23 protein-coding genes are annotated in these 23,312 nt (G+C 71.8%); 12 read left to right on the top strand and 11 right to left on the bottom strand.

Translation table 11 applies throughout. The features are described 5' to 3' along the window. Positions 1 to 39 precede the first annotated feature (39 nt). A complete protein-coding gene (locus tag ACIBEJ_RS14445) occupies positions 40 to 474 on the top strand; it encodes a hypothetical protein (protein ID WP_397183148.1) in 435 nt (144 codons plus the stop codon). A 37-nt stretch (positions 475 to 511) separates the two neighbouring features. Here the strand turns inward: ACIBEJ_RS14445 and ACIBEJ_RS14440 are convergent, their stop codons facing one another. The 4 genes from ACIBEJ_RS14440 to ACIBEJ_RS14425 are packed head-to-tail and all read right to left on the bottom strand — an operon-like array spanning position 512 to position 4,449. Then, complete coding sequence (locus ACIBEJ_RS14440; protein WP_397183147.1) at positions 512 to 1,360, bottom strand: shikimate dehydrogenase family protein; 849 nt, start codon at positions 1,358 to 1,360, stop codon at positions 512 to 514. After that, positions 1,360 to 2,133 carry an enoyl-CoA hydratase/isomerase family protein gene (locus ACIBEJ_RS14435; RefSeq protein ID WP_397183146.1) on the bottom strand — a complete coding sequence of 258 codons (774 nt, stop codon included), beginning with the start codon at positions 2,131 to 2,133 and terminating at the stop codon, positions 1,360 to 1,362. The genes ACIBEJ_RS14440 and ACIBEJ_RS14435 overlap by 1 nt, the downstream gene beginning before the upstream one ends. A 1-nt stretch (position 2,134) precedes the next feature. Beyond that, entirely contained in the window at positions 2,135 to 3,694 is a 1,560-nt protein-coding gene (locus tag ACIBEJ_RS14430) for an acyl CoA:acetate/3-ketoacid CoA transferase (protein ID WP_397183145.1), read from the bottom strand. Beyond that, positions 3,691 to 4,449 carry an SDR family NAD(P)-dependent oxidoreductase gene (locus ACIBEJ_RS14425; protein ID WP_397183144.1) on the bottom strand — a complete coding sequence of 253 codons (759 nt, stop codon included), beginning with the start codon at positions 4,447 to 4,449 and terminating at the stop codon, positions 3,691 to 3,693. Before ACIBEJ_RS14425 ends, ACIBEJ_RS14430 begins: the two co-directional genes overlap by 4 nt. 141 nt (positions 4,450 to 4,590) lie before the next feature. Between ACIBEJ_RS14425 and ACIBEJ_RS14420 the strand changes: the two genes are divergently transcribed. Beyond that, positions 4,591 to 5,742 (top strand): Gfo/Idh/MocA family protein, encoded by a 1,152-nt coding sequence (locus ACIBEJ_RS14420; RefSeq protein WP_397183143.1) that lies wholly within the window; start codon positions 4,591 to 4,593, stop codon positions 5,740 to 5,742. Here the strand turns inward: ACIBEJ_RS14420 and ACIBEJ_RS14415 are convergent. Together ACIBEJ_RS14415 and ACIBEJ_RS14410 are read right to left on the bottom strand one after the other, a co-directional pair. Continuing rightward, entirely contained in the window at positions 5,737 to 6,777 is a 1,041-nt protein-coding gene (locus ACIBEJ_RS14415; RefSeq protein WP_397183142.1) for a LacI family DNA-binding transcriptional regulator, read from the bottom strand. The genes ACIBEJ_RS14420 and ACIBEJ_RS14415 overlap by 6 nt on opposite strands. A 61-nt stretch (positions 6,778 to 6,838) precedes the next feature. Beyond that, positions 6,839 to 7,843 (bottom strand): LacI family DNA-binding transcriptional regulator, encoded by a 1,005-nt coding sequence (locus tag ACIBEJ_RS14410; protein WP_397183141.1) that lies wholly within the window; start codon positions 7,841 to 7,843, stop codon positions 6,839 to 6,841. A 156-nt stretch (positions 7,844 to 7,999) separates the two neighbouring features. Here ACIBEJ_RS14410 and ACIBEJ_RS14405 point away from each other — a divergent pair, with 156 nt between their 5' ends. From ACIBEJ_RS14405 to ACIBEJ_RS14380, 6 genes are all read left to right on the top strand, one after another. After that, complete coding sequence (locus tag ACIBEJ_RS14405; protein ID WP_397183140.1) at positions 8,000 to 8,968, top strand: ABC transporter substrate-binding protein; 969 nt, start codon at positions 8,000 to 8,002, stop codon at positions 8,966 to 8,968. Beyond that, positions 8,965 to 9,711, top strand: a complete 747-nt coding sequence (locus ACIBEJ_RS14400; protein ID WP_397183139.1) for an ABC transporter permease — start codon at positions 8,965 to 8,967, stop codon at positions 9,709 to 9,711. The genes ACIBEJ_RS14405 and ACIBEJ_RS14400 overlap by 4 nt, the downstream gene beginning before the upstream one ends. After that, entirely contained in the window at positions 9,711 to 10,487 is a 777-nt protein-coding gene (locus ACIBEJ_RS14395) for an ABC transporter ATP-binding protein (RefSeq protein WP_397183138.1), read from the top strand. The genes ACIBEJ_RS14400 and ACIBEJ_RS14395 overlap by 1 nt, the downstream gene beginning before the upstream one ends. After that, positions 10,484 to 11,245: an ABC transporter permease gene (locus tag ACIBEJ_RS14390; protein WP_397183137.1), complete on the top strand. Its 762-nt coding sequence runs from the start codon at positions 10,484 to 10,486 to the stop codon at positions 11,243 to 11,245. Before ACIBEJ_RS14395 ends, ACIBEJ_RS14390 begins: the two co-directional genes overlap by 4 nt. Next, complete coding sequence (locus tag ACIBEJ_RS14385; RefSeq protein WP_397183136.1) at positions 11,242 to 12,240, top strand: amidohydrolase family protein; 999 nt, start codon at positions 11,242 to 11,244, stop codon at positions 12,238 to 12,240. Before ACIBEJ_RS14390 ends, ACIBEJ_RS14385 begins: the two co-directional genes overlap by 4 nt. A gap of 526 nt (positions 12,241 to 12,766) precedes the next feature. Further along, positions 12,767 to 13,594: a hypothetical protein gene (locus tag ACIBEJ_RS14380; protein ID WP_397183135.1), complete on the top strand. Its 828-nt coding sequence runs from the start codon at positions 12,767 to 12,769 to the stop codon at positions 13,592 to 13,594. A 110-nt stretch (positions 13,595 to 13,704) separates the two neighbouring features. Here the strand turns inward: ACIBEJ_RS14380 and ACIBEJ_RS14375 are convergent, their stop codons facing one another. Next, positions 13,705 to 14,058, bottom strand: a complete 354-nt coding sequence (locus ACIBEJ_RS14375) for a YybH family protein (RefSeq protein WP_397183134.1) — start codon at positions 14,056 to 14,058, stop codon at positions 13,705 to 13,707. Positions 14,059 to 14,301: 243 nt separating this feature from the next. On the opposite strand from ACIBEJ_RS14375, the gene ACIBEJ_RS14370 reads away from it, so the two are divergent. Then, positions 14,302 to 15,105, top strand: a complete 804-nt coding sequence (locus tag ACIBEJ_RS14370) for an MBL fold metallo-hydrolase (protein ID WP_397183133.1) — start codon at positions 14,302 to 14,304, stop codon at positions 15,103 to 15,105. Positions 15,106 to 15,248: 143 nt separating this feature from the next. Here ACIBEJ_RS14370 and ACIBEJ_RS14365 read toward each other — a convergent pair whose 3' ends face one another. Beyond that, positions 15,249 to 15,836 carry an alpha/beta hydrolase gene (locus ACIBEJ_RS14365; RefSeq protein ID WP_397183132.1) on the bottom strand — a complete coding sequence of 196 codons (588 nt, stop codon included), beginning with the start codon at positions 15,834 to 15,836 and terminating at the stop codon, positions 15,249 to 15,251. A 60-nt stretch (positions 15,837 to 15,896) separates the two neighbouring features. Here ACIBEJ_RS14365 and ACIBEJ_RS14360 point away from each other — a divergent pair, with 60 nt between their 5' ends. The 3 genes from ACIBEJ_RS14360 to ACIBEJ_RS14350 all read left to right on the top strand — a co-directional run bounded on the left by ACIBEJ_RS14360 (position 15,897) and on the right by ACIBEJ_RS14350 (position 20,348). Then, the gene (locus ACIBEJ_RS14360; protein ID WP_397183131.1) at positions 15,897 to 18,629 is read left to right on the top strand and encodes an AAA family ATPase; all 2,733 of its coding nucleotides are present in this window, start codon (positions 15,897 to 15,899) and stop codon (positions 18,627 to 18,629) included. A gap of 81 nt (positions 18,630 to 18,710) precedes the next feature. Continuing rightward, positions 18,711 to 19,532, top strand: a complete 822-nt coding sequence (locus ACIBEJ_RS14355) for an alpha/beta fold hydrolase (protein ID WP_397183130.1) — start codon at positions 18,711 to 18,713, stop codon at positions 19,530 to 19,532. Between the two features lie 9 nt (positions 19,533 to 19,541). Further along, positions 19,542 to 20,348, top strand: a complete 807-nt coding sequence (locus ACIBEJ_RS14350; protein WP_397183129.1) for an alpha/beta hydrolase — start codon at positions 19,542 to 19,544, stop codon at positions 20,346 to 20,348. Positions 20,349 to 20,351: 3 nt separating this feature from the next. Here ACIBEJ_RS14350 and ACIBEJ_RS14345 read toward each other — a convergent pair whose 3' ends face one another. The 3 genes from ACIBEJ_RS14345 to ACIBEJ_RS14335 all read right to left on the bottom strand — a co-directional run bounded on the left by ACIBEJ_RS14345 (position 20,352) and on the right by ACIBEJ_RS14335 (position 23,172). After that, positions 20,352 to 20,972, bottom strand: a complete 621-nt coding sequence (locus tag ACIBEJ_RS14345; RefSeq protein ID WP_397183128.1) for a hypothetical protein — start codon at positions 20,970 to 20,972, stop codon at positions 20,352 to 20,354. A gap of 337 nt (positions 20,973 to 21,309) precedes the next feature. Next, positions 21,310 to 21,549, bottom strand: coding sequence for a hypothetical protein (locus tag ACIBEJ_RS14340; protein ID WP_397183127.1), 240 nt, complete (start codon positions 21,547 to 21,549; stop codon positions 21,310 to 21,312). Between the two features lie 129 nt (positions 21,550 to 21,678). Further along, on the bottom strand, positions 21,679 to 23,172 hold the full coding sequence (locus ACIBEJ_RS14335) for a M28 family peptidase (protein WP_397183126.1): 1,494 nt from the start codon (positions 23,170 to 23,172) through the stop codon (positions 21,679 to 21,681). Positions 23,173 to 23,312 lie beyond the last annotated feature (140 nt).

Raw genomic sequence — 23,312 nt, 5'->3', positions numbered from 1 at the left:
GTAGCATCCACTACATCTGTAGCAACCTGGAGGTTTCCCGTGCGCGTTCCCCTCTACCGGACAGGCGCGTGGTGCTGGATCATCACGGGCGTCGGCCACACCGCGGGCGACCTCGCGTTGCGGATCTCGTCACCGGCCGCGGACCGCGACCTCGACGCGCTGCTGCGCAGCCGTCCGTTCGACCTGCTGGGAACCAGCACCAGCCACTACGACCTGTACATGGGCTTCAGCCTCGCCATGGGCCTGGCGATCGCACTGGTGGGCCTGCTGTTCCTCATGCTCGAACGTTTCACCCAGGATCCGGCCCGCCTGCGGTCGGCCGGGGCGGTCGGGCTGGCGGCGTCCCTGGGCATGCTCGTCCTGTCGGTCGTGCTGCTCCCCCTGCCGCCGATCGTCTTCTTCACCATCGCCTCCGCCGCCTTCGCCGTCCTCACGCTCAGGAGCGCCACGCCGGACGCCGCCGCCAGGGCGTGAGGTCGGGGCGCCGCCAGGGCGTGAGGTCGGGGCGCCGTCACGGCGTGAGGTCGGGGCGCCGGAGAAGGGGTTCGACGGCCGCGCGCATGACGGCGGTGGGGTCGGTGGCCCCGGTCCAGCGCGTGAACGCGGCGGCGGCCTGGGCCACCAGCATGTCCAGGCCGCCCGCGGCCCGCATGCCACGCGCCCGCGCCCGCCGGACGAGCTCGGTCTGGAGCGGGACGTAGACGACGTCGAACACGGCCGCGTGCGGCGCGATCCCGTCGACGTCCACGACGGGGCCGGGGGTGAGCATGCCGACGGAGGTGGCGTTCACGAACAGGTCCGCCGCGGCGAGGCGGCCCGCCACGCGCGGGTCGCCGAACGACAGGGCCTCGATCGGCGCCAGGCCGGCGAACCGGGCCGCGAGTCTGCCCGCGTCCGCCGCGTCGAGGTCGAGGACGGTCAGGTGGCCGACCGCCGCTTCGGCCAGGCCGTACGCCACGGCGTGCCCGACACCGCCCGCCCCGGCGACGACGACGGAGGCGCCGCCGACCGGGCCGCCCACGCAGGCGCCCAGCGCGGTCATGAAGCCGGTGACGTCGGTGTTGAAGCCGGCCAGCCGCCCGTCCTCGCCGATCTCCACGCTGTTGACCGCGCCGATCCGGGCGGCGGCCGGCTCCACCTCGTCGAGCAACGGCATGATCGCCTGCTTGAACGGGGCGGTGATCTGGAAGCCGAGCCAGCGCTCGCGCCGGGCCTGCCGTACCTGCTCGGCTAGGGCGGACTCGGGCACCTCCCGCAGCTCGTAGCGGGCGTCGATGCCGTACGCCGCGAAGGCGGCGTCGTGCATGACGGCGGAGTGGGTGCGCCGCAGCGGGTTGCCGAACAGGGCGACGGTGCGCATCACGACCCCCCGAAGACCGGCGGGCGCTTGGCCAGGAACGCGCGGGCGCCCTCGCGGGCGTCCTGGGTGGCGAAGACGGCCTCCGACGCGTCGAGCTCCAGGGCGAGCCCGTCGTCCAGCGGGCGTTCCGCGGCCTGGTCGATGAGCGCCTTCGCGGCCTGGACGGCGAGCGGCCCGCGCTCGGCGATCGTCTGAGCCAGCTCACGCGCCGCGGTCAGCGCCGAACCGGCGGGCACCACGCGGTTGACCAGGCCGATCGCGAGCGCGGCGGCGGCGTCGAGCGGCTCGCCGAGCAAGATGATCTCCTTGGCGCGGGCCGGGCCGACGATGCGCGGCAGTCGCTGGGTGCCGCCGCTGCCCGGCAGGACGCCGAGCTTCAGCTCCGGCAGGCCGAGCTTGGCGCGATCGCCGGCCACCCGCAGGTCGCAGCAGAGCGCGAGTTCGAGGCCGCCGCCGAGCGCGTACCCCTCGATGGCCGCGACGGACGGCACCCGCAGCTTCGCGAGCTGCCGGTAGACCAGCTTCTCCAGCAGCAGCTTGCGCTCGGCGACATGGTCGTGCAGCTCCTCGAACTCGGCGATGTCCGAGCCCGCGCAGAAGGCTCGTGTCCCCGCGCCGTGGAGCACGACGGCGCGGGTCCGCTCGTCGTCGCCGACCGCGCGCAGCGCCGCGCGGAGCTGCTCGGTCAGCTCGCGCGAGACCACGTTCATCGGCGGGTTGTCCAGCTCGATCTCGGCGCACGCTCCGTGCGTCACGTTGACCAGCCTGGCCATGTCAGTCCTCTCCGGCGAAGGTGATTCCCATGCGGGCGGCGCGGAACAGGCGGGCGTCCATCGGGCGCGGACGCTCACCGATCTTGGGGCGGAAGTCCATGTGGGCGAGGACGTCCTTCTCCACGTCGATCCCGTCGGCGACCTCGATCAGCTCCAGCCCGTCGGCGGTCAGGGCGAAGACCGCGCGCTCGGTGACGTAGCGGACGCTCTGCCCCTTGGCCAGGGCCATCGGGCCGTTGAAGCTGATCTCCCTGACGTCGCCGACGAACTTGCGCAGCGTGCCCTCGCGGTCGATGCGGGGCCGGCCGCCGGACAGGTCGATGCGCGGGCCGCCGGCGGTGAACGTGCCGACGAAGCAGAGCCGGCCGGTCCGCGCGCTGATGTCGACGAACCCGCCCGGCCCGCGCGGCCGGTCGTCGAAGGCGTGCACGTTGACGTTGCCGTGCCGGTCGACCTGGGCGAACGACAGGCTCGCGATGTCCAGGCCGCCGCCGTCGTAGAAGTCGAACATCGAGGGCTGCTCCAGGCGCGCCTGGTAGTTCACGCCGGCGCCGCCGTCGGGGCCGTGCGCGGGTACGCCGCCGAAGACCCCCTGCTCGACGGTGAGCGTCAGCCGTTCGGCCACGCCTTCTTCCGCGGCCACGGCGCCGATCTGCTGGGAGATGCCGAAGCCCAGGTTGCAGATGTCGCCCTGGCGGAACTCCAGCAGAGCCCGCCGCGCGATCACCTTGCGCACGTCGAGCGGGGTGGGGGCGGCGGCGCCGTACGGCATGCGCAGCTCGCCCGAGTAGTACGGCGAGTACCCCGTGCGGTAGGTCTGCCGCTGCCCCGCGTCGACGTAGACGTGGTCGACCAGCGCGCCCGGGATGCGCACCTGGTTCGGCGCGAGGGCGCCGCGGGCGGCAAGGCGTTCGACCTGGGCGATGACGAGGCCGCCGCTGTTGTGCGCGGCCATGGCCAGCGCGAGGCTGTCGCCGAGGATCGGCTCGCGCTCGAAGGTGAGGTTGCCGTCCTCGTCGGCGGTGCTCGCCCGGATCACCGCGACGTCGACGGGCAGCGCGGGGTAGAAGAGCCATTCGCGCCCGGCCAGCTCGACGACCTGGACCAGGTCTTCGGTGGTGCGGGCGTTCTGCCGGCCGCCGGTCTGGCGCGGGTCCACGTACGTGCCGAGGCCCACGTGGGTGACGTGGCCGGGGCGGCCCGCGGCGATGTCGCGGCACAGCGCCGACAGCACGCCCTGCGGGAAGGAGTACGCCTCGATCGCGCCCGCGGCCACCAGCGCGCCGAGGCGGGGCTCGTTGCCGATGTTGCTGCCGATGGTGCGCCGCATCAGGCCGGGCAGCGCGAGCTGGGAGAAGCCGTGCTCGGCGAAGTCGCCGATGCCGACGACGCGGACCGTGGTCAGGTCGCGGGGCGCGGCGGTGCGGATGAACCGGGCGGCGAGCTCGTCGATGAAGGCCTGCGGCACGCCGTGGCCGGCGCCGGATCCGCCGATCCACAGGGCGGCGCCGTCGGCCACCAGGCCGGCGGCCTCCGTGACGCTGAGCAGTTTGGCGCTCATGGCATCAGCCCGCCGCTGTTGGGGTTGAGCGTCTGGCCGAGCATGAGGCGGGCGGCGTCGGACAGGAGGAACGTCACGCATTCCGCCACCTCCTCGGGCTCGGCGAACCGGCCGAGCGGCAGCTCCGCCATGCGCCTGCGCCCGACCTCGCCCGCCATCACGGTGCGGCCCATGGCGGTGTTGGTGACGCCGGGCGAGACGGCGTTCGCCCGGATGCCGCGCGCGCCGAACTCGCGCGAGATCGACTTGGCCAGCGCGATCGCGCCGGCCTTCGCGCTGGCGTAGTGGGCGGCTCCGGCCCAGCCCATCTGGCCGAGCCGGGAGGCGATGTTGACGATGGCGCCGGATCCGCGTTCCAGCATGCCGGGCAGGACGGCCTGGCTGGCGTGGAACATGCCGGACAGATCGGTCTTCAGGACGAGGTCCCAGTCCTCGGGGGTGATGTCGAGGAAGCCGGCCTCCATGAGGATGCCGGCGTTGTTCACCAGGCCGTCGATCCGGCCGAAACGTTTTTCGGCCCAGGCGGCCAGGGCGCGTACCTCCTCACGCACCGAGACGTCGCACGGGTGGACGTCGGCTTCGCGCCCCATCGCCCGGATCTTCTCGGCGACCTCATGGGCTCCGGCCTGGCTGGAGTGGTAGGCCAGGGCGACATTGGCCCCGTCGCGCGCGGCGGCCAGGGCGACGGACCGCCCGATCCCCCGTCCGGCTCCGGTGACCAGGACGACCCGGTCGAGGAGGGGTGGCAGCGGCATGACCAGCACCTTTCATCGGGAAGCGCTTTCAATTTTCAGTACGTTCTCACGAATGAGCGACGGTGACAAGAGACGCCTCATCCTTGACAGTCATCGCCTCCATGGATAGAAAGCGCTTGCAATTCAACGAAGGGAAGAGTCATGAAGATCGGCGTCATCATGAACGGCGTCACCGGGCGCATGGGGACCCGCCAGCACCTCGACCGGTCCATCGTCGCCATCCGGGACCAGGGCGGGCTGACGCTCGCCGACGGGCGCACGCTCACGGTCGACCCCGTCCTCGTCGGCCGCGACCCGGCCAAGCTCGAAGCGCTGGCCCGCCGCTACGGGATCGATCGCTGGACCACCGACCTCGACGCCGCCCTCGGCAATCCCGGCGACACGGTCTACTTCGACGCCCAGGTCACCAGCCTGCGCGCCGAGGCGATCAGGAAGGCGATCGCGGCGGGCAAGCACGTCTTCTGCGAGAAGCCGACCGCCGACAGCCTGGGCGACGCGCTCGACCTGGTGAAGCTCGCGCGGGCGGCGGGCGTCAAGCACGGCGTCGTGCAGGACAAGCTGTTCCTGCCGGGCATACGCAAGCTGAAGCGGCTCGTCGACGGCGGCTTCTTCGGTGACCTGCTCAGCTTCCGGCTCAACTTCGGCTACTGGGTGTTCGAGGGCGACTGGCAGCCGGTCAACCGGCCCTCATGGAACTACCGCAGGCAGGACGGCGGCGGCCTCATCCTGGACATGTACCCGCACTGGCGCTACGTCCTCGACCACATCGTCGGCCCGGTCAGGTCGGTGCTGTGCCATGGCCAGATCCACATCCCGCGCCGCTGGGACGAGGGCGGCGAGCCGTACGTGGCGACGGCCGAGGACGCGGCGTACGGGCTGTTCCAGTTCGACCAGGGGGTGACGGCCCAGTTCACCACGTCGTGGGCGACCCGCCCGTACCGCGACGAGATCGGCGAGTGGCAGCTCGACGGCACGCTGGGCAGCGCCGTGGCCGGGCTGCGCGAGTGCCGGATCCAGTCGCGCGCCACCACGCCGATGCCGGTCTGGAACCCGGACATCCCCAACCCGATCGACTTCCGCGGCGGCTGGTCGCCGGTCCCGGACAACGAGGATTACGGCAACGCCTTCCGCGTGCAGTGGGAGATGTTCCTGCGCCATGTGGCCGAGGACGCCGCGTTCCCGTGGGATCTGCTGGAGGGGGCCAAGGGCGTCCAGCTCGCCGAGCTCGCGCTGCGGTCGTGGCGCGAGCGCCGCTGGATCGACGTGCCGGAGCTGACCGCCCCGGGCTCATGAGGTCCTGGCGAGGGGGGCGGTGCTGTCGCGCATGAGCACGGTCCCGCCGATCTCCACGGTGTGGCGCGGCTCGTCCGGCGGCAGCAGCGCGAGGTCCAGCGCGGTGGCGCCGATGCGTTCGAGCGGGAGCTCCACCGTGGTCAGGGCCGGTACGGCGTCGGAGGCCGGCGGGGTGCCGCCGAAGCCGGCCACCGAGACGTCCTCGGGGATGCGCAGCCCGGCGCTCCTGGCCCAGGCCATCGCGCCGACCGCTACCACGTCGGCCACCCCCCACAGGCACGTCGGCCGCTCGTCCCGGCCGAGCAGGCGGCGGGCGGCGCGCGCGCCGCCGTCACGGGAGATCTCGGTGTGCACGACCGCGTCGGCGGCCAGCTCGATACCCCGGTCCTGCAGGCCGAGCCGGAAGCCGTGCATGCGGTCGCGCACCGCGATGAGCCTGGCCGGGCCGGAGATCACCCCGAAGGACGTGTGGCCCAGGTCGGCGAGCCGGTGCGCGAGCCGCCGGGCGCCCTCGACGTTGTCCACCTCGATCAGGTGGCCGATCTTTCGCCCGCGCGTCACCGAGACGACCGCGCCGCCGCCGGCCTGGTAGGCCGACAACTGCTCGGCCATCGCGGCGGCGTGGGCCCGGTCGGTGAACGAACTGCCCGCGAGGATGATCGCGCGGGGTCGCTGCGCGCTGAGCAGGCTGACGTAGTTGAGCTCCTGCCGGGGATCGCGGTAGGTGGACACCATGGTCACCAGGAGCCGGTGCGCCTCGGCCGCCCTGATCACCCCTCCGGCGATCATGGCGAAGTACGCGTCGCGTACGTCGTGGACGACCAGCCCGACGCTGGTCGAGGTCGAGCTGGCCAGGGCCCGGGCGTGCAGGTTCGGACGGTATCCGAGCTCCGCGGCGGAGGCGAGGACCTTGTCGCGCAGCGCGGCCCGTCCCTTGTAGTCGGAGCCGGCGAGCATGCGCGAGGCGGTGGCCAGGGAGACGCCGGCGTGGTCGGCGACGTCCTGCAGCCGGACCCGGCGTCCTTCAGACGACATCCGCATTCCTCCCGTGAACCGCGACGCGAGCACAAGATACTCGACCGCCCGGCCGGAGGGCCTAAGGACGGCGCGCCGTGGTCTCGCGCGCGATGACGCGGTGGCTCAGGAAGGTGGTCGCCGCCGCGCCGGGCTGGGCGTCGATGATGCGCTGGGCGGCCATGGCGCCCATCTCGTACAGCGGCAGGCTCACCGTGGTGAGGCCGACGAACTGGGCGACCCGCAGGTCGTTGATGCCGGCCACGGAGATCTCGCCGGGCACGTCGATGCCCGCCTGCCGCAGCGCGTTGAGCGCGCCGACGGCCGCCTCGTCGTTGGCGGCGAGGACGGCGTCGGGCAGCGGCGGGCGGGCGATGAGCCGCATGGCGGCCAGATGGCCGGACTCGAAGTCGAACCCGCCGGGCAGGCACTGCGCCGACTCCCCGAGGCCCGCGGCGGCCATGCGGGCCAGGAAGCCGTCGCGGCGCTGCTTGCTGGTGGTCATGCCCGGCGGCCCCTCGACGAAGGCGATCCTGCGGTGGCCGAGCGAGACGAGGTGGTCGGTGATGTCGCGGGCGGCGCCCTCGTTGTCGACGGTGACGACCGGGCAGTCGATCTCGCGTACCGTCAGGGAGACGGCCTGGATGCCCTGGTCGGTGACCTGCCGCACGGCCGCGGCCAGGTCCGCGGCGAGCGGGTCGGCGTCGAAGCCGCTGCCCGCGATGACCACCCCGGCGGCGCGGTAGTCGCGCATCGTCTGGAGCCTGCTGATCTCGGTGCTGGTACGCCGGTCGACGTTGGACAGCATCGTCACGTAGCCCGCCCGGCTGGCGACGTCGTCGATGCCGCGGGCGATGACCGAGAAGTACGGGTTGACGATGTCGCTGACGAGCACGCCGATGAGCCGGCTGCTGCGCGACACCAGCGCACGCGCGAGCGCGCTGGGCGAGTAGCCGAGCCGCTCGGCGGTCGCGATGACCTTGGCGCGGGTCTTGGCCGAGATCGGGTGACTGGAGCCGGTCAGCACCCGTGACGCAGTGGACACGGACACCCCGGCCGCTCGTGCGACTTCCACCAGTGAGCTCACGGCCACAGCATAGCGCGGAAAACGTTTGCCTGAATTCTTCGAGGTCAGCGGCCAGATCCGGCCGTGGTCGCCGAGAACGCCCTTGACGAGGGCGCGGTCCCGGTCTCTATGCTGCCGTCGAGGAATACGTTTGCCTAGCCGTTGACAAGGAGCGTTATGCATCTGAAGAGGCTGGCGGCGCTGGCGGTGATGTCCGCGTTGGCCGCGTGCGGCGTCCGGGGCACCGAGACCCATCCGGACGGAACCCTCTCGTTCTCGGTCGCCGTCACGGAGCCGGACATCACGACGGTGCCCATCCTCGCCGCCGTCGACGCGGTCAGGCAGGCGGGGCACCGCGTCGAGGTGGTGGAGCTGGCCGAGCCCGAGCTGGCGATCGGGGGGCTGGCCGAGGGCGCGTACGCGATCTCCGCGGAGGCGACCAGCCCCGCGCTGAGCGCCATCGAGCAGGAGGCGCCCATCAAGATCATCGCCGACGCGATCGGCAACCAGTGGGCGATCTACGGCTCGTCCAAGCTCACCTGCGACGACCTGGACGGCCGGCCGTTCGGGATCTACAGCAGGGGCGCGGTCGCCACGGCGATGACCGAGGAGTGGGTACGCACGCAGTGCACCGGCGGTCGCGAACCCGAGTATCTGACCATCGGCGGCTCGGACGTGCGCGCCCAGGCCCTCGTCGCCGGGGAGATCGACGCCACGGCGCTGGAGCTGGCCGACGTGGTCGCGCTGGAGCGCTCGGGCGGCTCGGCCTTCGCCCAGGTGGTCGACTTCGGCAGGACGCTGCCCGACCTGCGTCCGCAGACCGTCTACGCCAACGCCGACTTCCTCACCGAGCACCGGGAGGTGGCGCAGTTGTTCGTCTCGGCCCTGGTGCGCGAGCACGCCAAGATCAACGCCGATCCGCGGCACCTGGTGGGTCTGGTGGCCAAGTACCTGCCGGAGGAGGACCCCGACGACGTGGCCGACATCGCCGCGCGATCGGTCAAGGCGGGCCTGTACGACGCCGCCGGGCTCACCGAGCGCAACGTCCAGGCCACCATCGACTTCTTCGTCCGCGCCGGGGTGATCGAGCCGGGGATGACGGCCAAGGACGCGACCGATCTGTCCTTCATCAGGGCGGCGGCATGACGCGGCGCGCGCTCCTGCCGTACCAGTTGCTGACGTTCGTGCTCTTCGCGGCGAGCTGGGAGATCTACGCCCGGGTGCGCGGCGGCCTGCTCATCCCCACCTTCACCGAGACCGTCCAGGCGACCGTCGTGCTGCTGGGCAGCGCGGAGCTGTGGGAGGCGCTCTACGCCAGCAACCTGGCGCTCGTGCTCGGCTTCGCGGTCGCGGTGGGCGTCGGGGTGCCGCTGGGCATCGTGCTCGGCCGCTTCCGGCGACTGGAGCGCTTCGCCGACGTCTACCTCAACATCCTGCTGGTCACGCCGATGGCGGCGATCATCCCGCTGCTCGGCATGTCCGTGGGGTACGGCCTGGCCGCCCGGATCATCCTCGTCGCGATCTTCGCGATCGTGATGGTGGTGGTGAACAGCCGCGCGGGCGTCAGGCAGGTCGACCCGTCGCTGATCGAGATGGCGCGCTCGTTCGGGGCAAGCGAGCGCCGGATCTGGTTCCGCGTCCTGCTGCCCGCCGCGCTGCCCGCGATCATGACGGGCGTCCGGCTCGGCATCGGCCGCGCGGTCACCGGGATGGTGCTCGTCGAGCTGCTCATGGTCTCCACGGCGCTCGGCGGGCTGATGCTCGAGTACCGCGGCCTGCTCAAGGCGCCGCAGCTCTACGCGACCATCGTGATCATCCTGGCGGAGGCACTCCTGCTGATCTCCGCGGCCCGCTGGGGAGAACGCAAGCTCACCGGAAGGAGCGTCTGATGATAGAGATCCGTGGACTGGGCAAGAGCTTCGTCGGCCAGGACGGCGGCGAGGTGCGGGCGTTGCGCGACATCGACCTCGACGTCGCGGAGAACGAGTTCCTGACCGTGCTGGGCCCCAGCGGGTGCGGGAAGACGACGCTGCTGAAGGCCGTCGCGGGGCTGGTCCCCGTGGACACCGGCGAGATCGCCGTCGACGGCGCCAAGGTGAGCGGCCCCGGGCCCGACCGCGCCATGGTCTTCCAGAACTTCGCCCTCCTGCCCTGGGCTACCGTCCTCGGCAACGTCGCGTTCGGGCTGGAACTGCGCGGGGTCGGCAGGGCCGAGCGCGAGGAGCGTGCCCGGGAGCTGATCGCCATGGTGGGGCTGGCCGGGTTCGAGACCAAGCGCCCCGCCGAGCTGTCCGGCGGCATGCAGCAGCGGGTGGGGATCGCGCGGGCGCTGGCCGTACAGCCGAGGGTGCTTCTGATGGACGAGCCGTTCGGCGCGGTCGACGAGCAGACCAGGCGGCTGTTGCAGGAGGAGTTGCTGTCGATCTGGGAACGCAGCCGGCTGACCGTCGTGTTCATCACGCACAGCATGGAGGAGGCGGTGCTGCTCGGCGACCGGGTGGCGCTGATGAGCGCCCGGCCGGGGCAGATCGCCGAGATCGTGCCGGTGCCGCTGGACCGTCCGCGCTCCAGGTCGCTCGAACGCTCAGGGGCCTACGCCGAGATCACCGCCTACCTGTGGGAACGGCTGCGCGACATGCACGAAGAGCACCGGGCGGCGCGGTGAGGGCGCGTGTCCCGGCGGCCGCGGTCAGCCTGGCCGCCGGCGCCGTCGCGTGGGAGCTGATCGGCCGGCTGGCGGGCGTGTCGTTCTTCCCGCCGCTGAGCACCGTGGGCGCGCGCCTGGTGGAGATGGCCGCCGCCGGCGAGATCTTCGGGAGCGTCGGCGACAGCCTGGTCAACCTGCTCGCCGGCTTCGCCGTATCGCTGGTGTCGGGGCTGCTCGTGGGCGTCGCGATGGGCCGCTACCGCAAGGTGGAGGCCGCGCTCGGCGTCTACGTCTACGCCCTGCTCACCGCCCCCGCGCTGGTCTTCGCGCCGATCTTCTTCTCCCTGCTGGGCGACGGGCGCGGCTCGATCATCGCGGTGATCGTCATGTACGCGACGTTCGTCATCATCGTCAACACCGCCTCGGCGATCCGCTCCGTGCCCGAGCACCTGCTGGAGATGGCTCGCTCCTACGGCGCGAGCGAGCGCCAGTTGCTCCTGCGGGTCCTGCTCCCCGCCGCCACCCCGATGATCATGGCAGGGGTACGGCTCGGCGTCGGGCGAGCCGTCACCGGCATGATCAACGGAGAGATGTTCATCGCCGTGGTCGGCCTCGGCCACATCGTCACCGAGGCCGGCGGCCGGTTCGACAGCGCGAGCGTGCTGGCCGTGCTGCTGGTCATCATCGCCGTCGCCCTGGGCGCCGTCTGGCTGGTCCAGGCCGTGGACCGCCGGCTCACCGGCTGGCTGCCGCAGACCTCGAGAGGAACCTCATGAAGATCGACGCCTACAGCCACATCCTGCCCGCCCCCTACTTCGAGCGCATGCGGGAACTGGCCGTCGACCCCGGCGCGCTCAGGCGCTGGCTGGAGCTGACCGCCCTGCACGACGTGGACGAGCGGCTGCGGATGATGGCCGAGTTCGGCGACGGCTACCAGCAGATCCTCACGCTGTCCTCGCCGCCGATCGAGCTGCTCGCCGGGCCTGACGAGTCACCGGAGCTGGCCCGGCTGGCCAACGAGTCGATGCTGGAGTTGTGCGGCGAGCATCCGGCCCGCTTCCCCGCCTTCGTGGCCTCGCTGCCGATGAACAACCCGGACGCGGCCATGGCCGAGCTCGCGTACGCCATCGACGACCTCGGCGCGAGCGGCGTGCAGGTGTTCACCAACGTGAGCGGGCGCCCGCTGGACGACCCGGCGTTCCGGCCGGTCTTCGACGAGATGGCCCGGCGGGACCTGCCCATCTGGATGCACCCGGCGCGCGGGCCGGCCTTCGCCGACTACGCCACCGAGGACGCCTCCCGCTACGAGATCTGGTGGGCTTTGGGCTGGCCGTACGAGACGAGTGTGGCGATGTCCAGGCTGGTGTTCTCCGGGTTGTTCGAGCGCCATCCGGGGATCAAGATCATCACTCATCACATGGGGGCGATGATCCCGTACCTGGAGGGCCGGATCGGGCTCGGGTGGAGCGACCAGCTCGGCAGCCGCACCGACGGGGAGGAGCTCGCGGGGATGCTGCCCAAGGGGCTGCTGGAGTACTTCCGCCACTTCTACGCCGACACGGCGCTGTCGGGCTCGGCCATCGGGATGCGCTGCGGGCTCGACTTCTTCGGCGCCGAGCACGTGGTGTTCGCCACGGACTGCCCGTTCGACCCGGAAGGAGGGCCCATGTACATCCGGGAGATCATCAAGGCGATCGGCTCCCTCGGCCTCCCACCGGACGACCTCGACCGGATCTACCACGGCAACATCAGGTCCATGATCGGTCTCTGAACGTGCGGCGGCGGCGTGCCCGGTTCATGCTCCAGCCGATCCGTCATCACCAAGAGTGATCGGATGATGTTTTCCTGTAACGCCTGATCCTCCGGCGCAGATGTTCGTTTGTGGACAAGGAGCCGGCGAGCCGACAGCGGAGCAGGGCGCTCATCTCGGGCTGCGCGCTGGCCTTGGCCGTGGGGACGGGCGGGTGCGGAACCGGACCGGCGGCGACCGTCACCGTCACCGCGTCGCCGCCCACCGCGACCGGGAGCGAGAGCGCCCCGCCCGCTCGCCCCCGCCGTTCCACAGCGGTACGCACGCCGCCGCCGTGCCCGACCGGCGGCGGAGACCCGGTCGCGGTGCCCTGCCCGACAGTGCGCTCCGCGCGGACCCCGACTCCGACCATCACGGTTCCACACCCGTCGACACAACCGCCGAGTCCGCCATCTCCCTCGGTGAGTGAGCCTGAGCCGGAATCGACGGCGCAGTGACGGCTGACCCACCCCCCGGCGACCGGCCCCGCCCACTCGACGTCGTGGGGATGGTCACCTTGCTGGTGGCCACCGGCGCGGCCATCCTCATCTACATGGGCTGGGCGTATCTCGACGCCTACCTGCGTCCGTTCCTGCTGAGGCCCACCGACCTGAACTACCGTCCCGACGAGTACGCCCTGTACGGCCTCAACCTGTTCTCCCCCGCGTTCCTGCCCTGGATGGCGGCCATCCCGCTCGCTCTGGCCGTCCTCACCCACCGCGCCACGCTGCTGTCCCGCCTCCCCGCGCGGGCACGCGCCCTCGTCGCCGCGGCCCGTTCGCACCGCGCCACCCGATCGCTGGGCGACCCCACCGCCCTCGGCACCGTCATCACGATCGCCGCGATGGTCCTCGCCGTGGCCGCGCTGTCGAACCGCCCCATCAGCAACTACCTCCTGCTGACGCTGGTCATCGTCGGCCCGCTGCTGCTCACCTGGCCGGCGAGAGGCACCCCGCTGGGGCGGGTGGCGTTCGCCGCGGCCGTGGCCATCGCCATTTTCTGCGCGCTGTGGGCGGCCTCGATCTACGCCCAGCAACGTGGCGCCCTCTCGGCACGAGCGACGATCGACGAGGTCGCCGATCGTCCTCAGGTGGCCCTCTACACCGCCGACTCGCTCGGCCTGAACGTCCTCAACGTCAGGCGCCAAACCCTCGGCCCAGGCGCCTACAAGTTCCACTACCTCGGCCTACGCCTGCTGCTGACCCGCGCCGACACCTACTACCTGATACCCGACATCAAACCTGCCGAGTGGGCGGCCGGCCATCAGCGGACCTTCGTCTTCAAGGAGGAGGACGACGTCCGCCTGGAAATCCTGCCCGGGAACCGTCCAGGCTGAACCGGCCCGCAGGAGGTGAGGGCGCCCGCACCCTGGCCCTCGCGCTCGCAGGGACCGGTCTGCCTGGACGCATGGAGTTCGGGCCTCGCTGATCGAAGACCGCGCGAGGGCTACCCGCTGAGCACGTTGGCCCAGTCGAGCACCCAGCGCCAGCTTCCATCGTCCTGGCGGCGCGCCACCTCCACAGGGACGTCACCGATGGGCAAGTGGCGGCTGGTCATCGCCAGATCACCGTTGACCAGCGACGGCCTGTCGTCAACGGCGGAGAACTCGACGCCCGAGGCGACCAGCTCCTCGAAGGCCGCGCGTAGCTGATCATGCCCTGCCGCGAGCGTGCCGTCGGGGAACCTGGACACCGCGTCGGGCTCGAACAGCTCAACCACTCCGTCGACATCACCGGCGTTCACCCGCTCGAAGAACAGCCGGGACAGGTCCCCGGGCTCCTTGGCGACTTCTCGGCTCATCACGTGCTCCTTCATCCGATGTCACTGGGCCACAGGCTAGGCCGGGGGCACGCGTGGAGCATCGGGCGGTGGTCCTACGGCGGCCTCGGCCTTTGGTCCCCACGCCCTCGGGCGGAGGGCCGGCCAGTCAGCACGAGGGTCTGGGGTGTACACCGTCCACCTTGTCGGTCACTATAAGTAGTGTAAAGACTACAGAAAGTTATCTGCTTTCTGTAGTCATCGACGGTGGAAAGGGCTTCGCCCATGCATGTGCACTTCGTCGGCACCGGATCCATCCTGAGCGACCGCCACAGCGCCTCCGCGCTGATCGACGGCAAGCTCCTCATCGACGCCCCCAACGGCTCCATGAAGACGATGCGCCGCTCCGGCCTCGACCCCAAGAAGGTCGACATCTGCCTCATCACGCACTTCCACGCCGACCACTTCGCCGACATCATCTTCCTGTTCCTCGAACAGGGCATCGGCCGGACCCGCGACAGCGATCTGATCCTCGTCGGCCCGACCGGCTTCGCCGACCACGTGGAGCAACTGTTCGAGCTCAGCTATCCGGGCAGTTGGGCCTCCACCCGCCCGCACGTACGCCCCCGGTTCGTCGAGCTCGACGCCGCCCAAGGCGGCCAGTGGTCCGGCGGCGGCTACCAGGTGCGCGCCTACCCGATGCGACACGCCGTCCCCACGCTCGGCTACGCCATCACCGACGAGAGCGGCGCCCGGCTCGGCTACACCGGCGACACCTCCACCTGCCCGTCGGTGGACACCCTCGCCGCCGAATGCCCAGTCCTGGTGTGCGACACCACCTTCCCCGAGCAGGGCCGGATCGGGCACATGGGACTGGCCGAGATCGAGGCGCTCGCCGAGCGCTGGCCCGGCAAGCACTTCCTGACCACCCACCTCAGCGACGACGTTCCCGCCTCCTCCAGGCCGAACGTCATCCGCCCCGCCGACGGCCAGGGCTTCGACCTCGACGCCGGCGGCCTCGTCCTGCCCGCCGAGCAGGCCGGCAAGAGCAAGAAGCGCGGCGACAAGCCCGTCCTGGGCATCCTGTGAAGCCACTGGCTCCCGGACGGCGGCCAGCCCTGGGGCGCCGGCCGTACCATCGCCCCGACCACGAGCGCGCGGGGCTGATGACAGCTAAAGGCCGCCGCTCGGCAGGGGGTCGTCCGGCACCGCGAAGGCTGCCGGACACCCATTCAGCGGGCAGCGCGCAGGATCAGCTTCGTCACCACGTCAGGACGGCTCAGCATCGCGACGTGTGAACTGTCGATCTCGACGGTGGTGGCGCGGGCGCGCTTGGCCATGGCGCGTTCGGCCTGGGGCGGGATGATCCGGTCCTGCCTGGCGATCAGGTACCAGCTCGGCACCGACTTCCACGCGGCCGGGCCGGACGGCGTGACCAGCGCGGACAACGCGCCGGGACGCTGCGTGGCGGCCATGACGGCGGTGGTGCCGCGCGGCAGGTCCTGGGCGAACAGACGGTGGAAGTGCGCGGGATCGATGTACGCGTCGCCGTCACCGGAGGGAGCACCCGGATAGGGACGGACGACGAGATGGTCGGTGACCTCGGTGTGCCCGCCGCCCAGAGAGTTCGCGGCGGCCACGCTCTCGCCCTCGTCGAGCGCGTAGGCGGCGACGTAGACCAGGGCCTTGACGTTCGGGTTGCCGGTGGTCCCGTTGCTGATCACCGCCCCGCCGTAGGAGTGCCCGACCAGGACGACCGGCCCTTCGACGGTGCTCAGAAACCGACGCAGGTACTCGCCGTCCGCCTGGGGCCCGACCACGTGAGATCCGTAGTCCCTGGCCCCTGGAATCGTTTTCTTCCTTGCCCTACGGTCCAGATCATGATGAAGAGTGGGCTCTTGGGCCGTGAGGAGGAGCGGCGGCAGTTGGAGTCGCTGCTCAGCCACGCCCGCAACGGCCGGGGCGGTTCGCTGCTGATCACCGGTGAGCCGGGAATCGGCAAGACCGCGCTGCTCGGCGAGGTCGCCGGGGCGGCCGGAATCTCGCTGCTGCGTCTGGACGGCGTCGAGGCGGAGACGACCCTGCCGTTCGCGGCCGTGCAACCGCTCATCATCCCGCTGGGCGGCCACTTGGAGGCGCTGCCGGTCCGCCAGCGGCAGGCGATCCAGGTCGCCTCCGGCCAGGTGGAGGGGCCCGCGCCCGACCGCTTCCTGGTCGGCATGGGTGTGCTCGCCCTGCTGGCGGCGGCCGCCGCCGCGATGCCGGTGGTGTGTGCCCTGGACGACGCGCACCTGCTGGACCCGGAGAGCCTGGACGTCATGGCGTTCGCGGCCCGGCGGCTGGCGGTGGAGCCGGTGGCGCTGCTGTTCGCCGCCCGCGATGAGCGGGATGTCACCGCCCGGCTGGCCGGGGTGCCGGAGCTGACCTTGGCCGGGCTCGGGCAGGAGTCCGCGACGGCGTTGCTTCGCCGGTCGCTGTCCGCGCCGATCGATCCGGCCTCCGCCGCGGCGATCGCCAGGGCCACCGGCGGCAATCCGCTGGCGCTGATCGACCTGGCCGGCGACCTGTCGGCGCAGGAGCTCGGCGGTCTCGGCCTGGGCTCCGATCCGATCCCGGTGGGCCGCCACCTGGAGGAGCACTACGTGCGGCAGGTCCGCCGGGGTGACGACCGGGTCCAGCAGTGGGTCCTGCTGGCCGCCGCGGACACCACGGGCGACCTCGACCTCGTCACCGCCGCCGCGGCCACGATGGATCTCGGCGACGACGTCGTGGACCGGGTCGAGAACGCCGAACTGATCAAGCTCGGGGCGACCATCCGGTTCCGGCACCCGCTGGTGCGCTCGGCCATCTACAACGCCGTGTCCGGAGCCGACCGCCGGCGCGCCCACCGGGCCCTGGCCGCCGCGGCCGACCGGCTCGGCATGGTCGAGCTGGAGGCGTGGCACGCCGCCAAGGCCACGCTCGGGACCGATCCACAAGTCGCCGACCGGCTCGAACACACCGCCGACCGCGCCGCCCGCCGGGGCGGTTTCGCCTCCCAGGCCGGCATTCTGGCGCGGGCCGCCGAACTGACCCCGCCGGGTCCTGCCAGGAACTCACGGCTGCTCGGCGCGGCGGAGGCGGCGCTCGCCGTCGGCGCGGCGCAGACCGCCCACGAGCTGCTGGGCAGGATCGACGCCGCCGCCGTGGGCCCCGTCGACCGCGGCCGGATGATCGTCGTGCGGTGTGAGCTGGGCCTGTTCACGAGCGATCCCGCGGTGGTTCCGCACGCGTGCGCGGAACTCGTCCGCGCCGCCGGGCAGTTCCGCGGCGTCGACACCGAGCGCGAGGCGCAGGCACTGCTGAGAGCCTTCCAGCTCTGCACCGTCACCGACCGCCTCATGCGGGGGATCTCCCGCGCGGAGATGGGCCGCTGTCTGGAGGCGGCGTCGAGGCGCGCGAGCGGGCCGGTCTCCCGCCTTCTCGCCGGTCTCGGCGCCCTCGTGCTCCAGCCGTACGCGCAAGCCGTACCACTGGCGAGAGACGCGTTCGACGCGATCCTGGAGTTGCCCGACCACGTGATGATGCACCTGGGGGCGGTGATCGCGGCGCTCGGCACCTACCTGTGGGACGACGCGGGCCGCAGGGCCGCCCTGACGCGAGCCGTCGGCGCGGCCCGCGACGCCGGGGCCCTGCAGGCGCTGGACACCCTGATGTGGACCATCTCGCTGGCCGAGCTGACCGGCGGGACCGTCAAGCACGCCGAGGACGCCCTGGCGCAGGTGCGCGAGGTACGGCTGGCGATGGGGTACGACGCGGAGAACGTGCTCAACGCCGCTCTGATGGCCTGGACCGGCACGCCGCGCCACATCGTCTCGGTGATCGCGGACGGGGCGGGCGCGCTCGGGTTCGGCGGCGTCACCGCCGCGGCGGTCGCGGGCATCGCGCTGAGTCACCTGGCCGAAGGCCACTACCGCGCCGCCTATGACAGCCTCAAGCCCCTGGTCGACGACCCCTTTCTGCAGGTGACGCCCACGCACTACCCCGACTTCGTCGAGGCCGCCGTCCGAAGCGGGCACGTCGCCGAGGCGCAGCCGTACGTCGAACTGCTGGAGGGGCTCGCCGCCGCGAACGGATCGGCCTGGTGCCGCGGCCTGGCCCATCGGACCCGGGCGGTGGCCAGCCAGGACGCGGCGGCGGAGAAGCACTTCCAGGCCGCGGTCGAGACACTGGCGGTGACCGGCGCGGAGATCGACCTCGCCCGCGCGCACCTCCTGTACGGCGAGTGGCTGCGCAGGACGCGGCGCCGGCGCGAGGCGAGCGGGCACCTGCAGGAGGCGCTGCGGGGTTTCGAGCGCAGCGGCGCGCGGATCTTCCTCCCGCGGACCCAGGCGGAGCTGGAGGCCGCGGGCGTCAAGCCGGCCGCGACCGGCGGTCCCGAGACGCTCGACCTGACCAGCCGCGAGCTGGCGATCGCCGAGCTGGCGGCGGGCGGCCGCACGAACCCGGAGATCGCGGCCACCCTGTTCATCAGCGTGAACACGGTCGACTACCACCTGCGCAAGGTCTTCCAGAAGCTCGGCCTGTCCTCCCGCCGCCAGCTCGCCGACCGGCTCAAGGCCACCGGCGGCTGAGGGACTACGCATCTCACGTGGTCCGCGCAGGCGTACTCCGGAGGCACGCTCGATCCACTCGAACGAGCCGAAGGAGGCCATATGCCTTACGTCACCACGGATGACGGAGCGCAGATCTTCTACAAGGACTGGGGAAGCGGCGGGTCCCCGGTCCTGCTCAGCCACGGCTGGCCGCTCAACTCCGACGCGTGGGAGGCCACCGCCCTGTTCCTGGCCGAGCACGGCCACCGTGCCATCGCCCACGACCGTCGGGGCCACGGCCGCTCCTCGCAGACCTGGCACGGCAACGAGATGGACACCTACGCCGACGACCTGGCCTGCCTGATCGAAAACCTCGACCTGCGCGAGCTCACCCTGGCCGGGCACTCCACCGGCGGCGGCGAGGTCGTGCGCTACCTCGGCCGCCACGGCAGCGCCCGCGTCGCGAAGGCGGTCCTCGTCAGCGCCGTGCCGCCGCTCATGCTGCGCACCGAGGACAACCCCGGCGGGCTGCCCGTCGAGACCTTCGACGCCATCCGGTACGGCGAGGCCGCCAACCGCTCGCAGCTCTACCGCGACCTGGCCGACGGCCCGTTCTTCGGACACAACCGCAGGCAGGACGTGCCGCAGGGGTTCCGGGACGCGTTCTGGCTGCAGAGCATGGCCTGCGGGCACCGGGCCGCCTACGAGTGCATCGCGGCCTTCTCCGCCACCGACTTCCGGCCCGACCTGGCCAAGATCGACGTGCCCACGCTGGTCATCCACGGGGACGACGACCAGATCGTGCCGTTCGAGGTGGGCGGGCAGCGCTCGGCCGACCTGATCGACGGCGCCGTCCTGAAGGTCTACGAGGGCAGCGGGCACGCCCTGCCCGACACCGACCGCGACCGCCTGCACGCCGACCTGCTCGCGTTCATCGACTAGGAGTTGATCATGAAGCCCGACACCGTCGTACTCGTCCACGGCCTCTGGATGACGCCCCGCAGTTGGGAGGGCTGGGTCGACCGCTACGAGGCGAAAGGCCTCACCGTGCTGGCCCCCGCCTACCCCGGTTTCGAGATCGAGGTCGAGGCGCTGCGCGAGAACCCCTCGATCATCGCCGAGCTGACCGTTCCCGAGACCGTCGACCATCTGGCCGCCGTCATCGCCTCCGTGCCGACCCCGCCGATCATCATCGGCCACTCCTTCGGCGGCACGCTCACCCAGTTGCTGCTGGCCCGGGGGCTGGGCGCCGCCGCGGTGGTGATCGACTCCGCGCCTACCGAGGGCGTCAGGGTCAACCCGATCTCGCAGGCCAGATCGTTGTTCCCGGCGCTGAAGAACCCCGCCAACCGGCACAAGGCGGTCGGCTTCACCCCCGAGGAGTTCCACTACGCCTTCACCAACACCCTCTCCGAGGAGGACTCGCGCAAGGTGTGGGAGCGGTACGCCATCGCGGCCCCCGGGCACTGGGTGTGGGAGTACGGGCTGTTCGCCAACTTCAAGCCGGGACACCAGGACACCTGGGTGGACTACTCCGCCGACCGGGCGCCGCTGCTGTTCATCGCGGGCGAGAAGGACCACATCATGCCGCCGTCGGTGAACAGGTCCAACGCCAAGCACTACCACAAGTCCCCGGCGCTCACGGAGTACTACGAGTTCGCCGGCCGCGACCACTGGACCTGCGCGGCGCCGGGCTGGGAGGCCGTCGCCGACCACGCCCTGTCCTGGGCCATGGAACACGCCAGACCACGTCCCTGACGATCAGTGCCGCCGCGGGCCAGGAGGCAGAATTCGGCGAGCGCTCCAGACGGCAGGCCCGGCGGCCAGGACGAGACCCCCGGCGAGCCAGAGGATGCCCTGGAGCGGCAGCGCGTCGACGACGGCGCCGCCGGCCAGGGCGCCGAGTCCGATCGAGAGGTTGAACACCGCCACCCACAGCGCCGAGGCCTCCTCGACCGCCTGCGGAGCGGCCTTGATCATCCAGGTCTGGAGGCTCGCCGACACACCGCCGTACACCAGGCCCCAGATCACGAGCAGCACCACCCCGCCCGCGCCGGTGAGTCCCGCCAGGGGGTAGAGCAGCACGGTCACCCCCAGGACGGCGGTGATGGACAGGACGGTGGGGTGGAGCCTCGTGGCCACAGCGGCACCGGCGACGAAGTTCCCCGCGATGCCCGCCACGCCGAACCCGAACAGCAGCGGCCCGACGAGCCGCCCGTCGATACCGGAGACGTCCCGCAGCACGGGGCTGATGAATGTGTAGGCCGAGAAGACGTTCGCGGCCCCGACGCCGCCGAAGATGATCACCGTGGCCCGCGGCACGTGTGAGGACGGCACGAGCCGGACGGCCAGGGCGCCGGCTACGGCCCAGAACCCGCCCACGGCCACGCAGGGTCTCGATCGCCGCGTCCTGGCCCTTGGCGGCGAGCAGTGCCTGGCCGCGCAGGATCAGGTCCCGCGCGCGGCCGGAGTCCCGCTCGGCGGCGGTCGCCCGCAGGATGGCGTCCGAGACCGCGGCGACCTGGCCGGGCTCGCCCAGCCGGCCGCTGTAGCCGGCCGCCGCCAGGGGCCTCGATGTAGGTGTCCCTGGCAAGCGCCGGGTCGAGCCCGTCCAGGCCCTGGCCCGCGGCGAGGAGAAGCCGCGGGCCGCTGCTGTCCCGGCACAGCGCGTACTCCGCGCGGGCGCGCAGCCGGGCGACGAGGACCTCCTGCAAGCTGGTCAGGGGGAGGTCGCGGGCGGAGTCCGGGCGGCGAAGGCCATGGCGCGGGCGGAGGCGTCGTCGAGCCACTGCGCGTCGTCGACGACGCAGAGCAGCGCCCCGTCGCCCGCGACCTCGGTGAGGAGCCCGACCAGGGCGAGCCCGACGAGGAACGGGCGGCCGGAGCGGGCGCGCTCCACCAGCGCGTCCAGCTCCGCCAGCTCGCGTTGCCGTCCTCGCAGGAGAACGGTCTCTGGCACGGCTCCGCCTTCGCTAGGACGTGCCGGCTCATCGTAGGTGAGGGCGCTCGTGCCGGTGCCAGGATCAGCCACAGCCAACGCGCGGACCAGCGCAGTCACCGCGCGACCACACGAGCGCCCGCACCCCTGCTACCGGAGGATCTTGACGTCGTCCACGCCGGCCTCGACCAGGCTGGCCGTCGCGGCGTCGGCGGCCTCGACCACGATGCGGACGCTCTGCCCGGCGAAGGCGGAGATGTCCACGGTCGAGGTGGTCCAGGCGCCGTTGCGGTTCGTGGCGGCGGCGAGCTGTTCGAAGACCGTGCTGGTCGTCGTGCCCACGACCCGCACCCGCAGGTAGTCCGCGCTCGTGGCGTTGCTGCCGTGGGCCAGGTACCAGGCGAAGGACAGCTTCACCGTCCCGCTGGGCAGCGTCACCGCGGGCGACTGGATGGAGGTGGCGCCGCCGTCGATGTCGTGGTCGCCGGCCGCGGCTCCGGCCAGGCGGCCGGTCACCAGGTCGTTGGCGCCGCTGACCGTGGTGCCGAGTTGCTTGGCGCCGCTGGAGGTGGTGGCCTCGGGGTCGCCGCGCTCCCACAGGCCGGTGGTGGCGGTGCCGGTCAGGCGGGTCCAGCCCCTGTCGGTCTCGAAGGTGTCCTCCCAGACCACGACGGGCGGTACGGCGGTCGCGATCGTCCACACCGCGTAGGCCACGGCGTCGGCCTGGCGGTTGAGCGCGGTGTCGTTGATGTTCGAGGTCGTGTCGCAGGCGCGGTGGTAGCAGACGTCGAACGCCTGCCCGGCGGTGCCGCCCCACAGTTGCGCCTGGGCGCTGGACTTGATGCCCTCTGCTCCGGTGAACGTGCCGCCGGCGGCGATGCCGCGGGCGATGAAGGGCCCGTAGTCGGAGCGGCCGTCGAAGTCGGTGCCGCGGGTGGGGACGCCGACGGAGGTGAAGTAGTCCTGGAGCGTGCGTTCCAGGGCGGCCGAGCCGGCGGGGCCGGGGCCGGAGCCGACGCCGTCGGAGTTGTCGCCGTCGTAGACGAAGTATCCGGCGTTGGGCGAGCCGACCATGTCGAAGTTCAGGTACGCCTTGATCTTGGCCCGTTCCGTGGCGGCCAGGTTGGTCACGTAGTACTGCGACCCGCGCAGCCCGAGCTCCTCGGCGCCCCACCAGGCGAAGCGCAGGTGCTTGGTCGGCTGGAGCGCCTGCCTGGAGACCTCCAGCGCGGTCTCCAGGACGGCCGCGCTGCCGGAGCCGTTGTCGTTGATGCCGGGTCCTGCGGTGACGCTGTCGAGGTGGGCGCCGACCATGAGGATGTCGTTGGGGTCGCCGCCGGGCCAGTCGGCGATGACGTTGTAGCCGGTGGCGCCGTTGTAGGTGAACGACTGCAGTGTGGTGGTGAAGCCGGCGGCGTCCAGGCGGCCCTTGACGTAGTTGGCGGAGGCCAGGTAGCCGGGACGGCCGTGGGCGCGGTTGCCGCCGTTGCTGGTGGCGATGCTCTGGAACTGGGTCAGGTGCGCCTTGACGTTGGCGAGGGGGATGTCGGGCGGGGCGAGCGCGGTCGCTGCGGTGACCGGGTGCAGGCCGCCGGCTAAGACCAGGACGAGCGTGGCGAGTACGGCGAGCAGACGTGATCTCATGCCACTCCTCTGCGGGGAGATCCGGGGAGCCCGAACATAACTCCACAAAACCGGATCGACCAGTCATCAGTCATGAGGCGGACACGTATCCCTTGGGAGGACCCGGTGCCCCCGGGGGCACCGCCACCCCCTGGGAGGAC

It is taken from the genome of Nonomuraea sp. NPDC050790 (assembly GCF_044456745.1).
In the GTDB taxonomy this organism is placed as follows: domain Bacteria; phylum Actinomycetota; class Actinomycetes; order Streptosporangiales; family Streptosporangiaceae; genus Nonomuraea.
Note: the sequence above shows the minus strand (reverse complement) of the source record. Positions and strands in the feature narration are given on the sequence as shown.